Origin of the sequence: Endozoicomonas sp. ONNA2 (genome assembly GCF_024606365.1) — a bacterium.
Classification (GTDB): Bacteria; Pseudomonadota; Gammaproteobacteria; order Pseudomonadales; family Endozoicomonadaceae; genus Endozoicomonas.
Genome location: NZ_JAHHPO010000018.1, coordinates 1 through 1,014, shown reverse-complemented (window position 1 = coordinate 1,014; position 1,014 = coordinate 1). Strand labels below are relative to the sequence as shown.

The window sequence follows — 1,014 nt, the reverse complement described above, 5'->3', positions numbered from 1 at the left end:
GAACGCCTGATTCGATCAGCAATGTCTTTACCAAAGAAGCTGCAGCCAAACTGACTATTGATATTGAGCAGCGATTTAAGGGTGAATCCCTTGCGATTGGTGCAGCCATCGGGAATGGCCTGTGCCAAAGTGCCGCTAACCAGCTAAACCTCAAACAGGGAACTCCGGTTGCCACTGGTATCGTTGATGCCTATGGTGGCACTCTCGCCACCATACTTGCCGACAATCATCCGGACAGCCAGCAATCACTGGACTGCATTACCAAAAGAGTCAGTTTTATTGGTGGAACTTCCTCCAACTACGTTGCGTTCAGCAAGGGCATGTTAACCTGCAATGGGGCAGATGGCCCCTACCCTTCGGGGCTGGAAGGTTATTCGCTGATCTATGCCAGGCAAACTGCAGCAGGCGCCTTTATTGATCACATCATTACTTCACACCCGGCTTACAGCTCAATCTATGATATCTCTGTCAGCCTGGGTACCGGGGTTCATGAATACCTTAACCAGATTCTCGATGAGCTTGCGGGTAACAACAGATCGGACGCTGAAAATGTCAGCAAGCTGACAGCGCACCTTCACATGCTCCCTTACTTTGACGCACCTGAAGTGAATCAACCACAACAGGGTATGATTACCGGCCTCACTCTGGATAAAAGTCATCAGTCGCTTGCTGTACTGTACCTTGCCAGTATTCAGGCCCTGGCCCTGGATGCACGCTATCAATTAGAGAAGTTAAAAAAAGCGGGGTATCACGTTGAATTGTTAATGCCCACCGGGGGATTGGCAAAGAACCAGCGGCTGCTCACTGAACATATCAACATACTCAATGTTCCGGCAGCCATTGCGGGTGAGAGAGAAAATATGTTGCTTGGTGGAGCCATTACCGGATCGGTGGCCGCTGGTATATATACCAGTATTGTGGATGGCATGAGAGCCATGAGTCGCTACCACGACACGGTGGAACCTGACTGCCAGCTGGCAGATTTTTACCAGACAAAATACGACACATTTATAA

General features: G+C 49.6%; 1 protein-coding gene. It reads left to right on the top strand.

Features of this window, described 5'->3' with window-relative positions; all coding sequences use genetic code 11:
* Positions 1-1,014 (top strand): FGGY-family carbohydrate kinase (locus KDK14_RS00230; protein ID WP_257263004.1); only part of this gene is annotated, 1,014 nt, incomplete at both ends.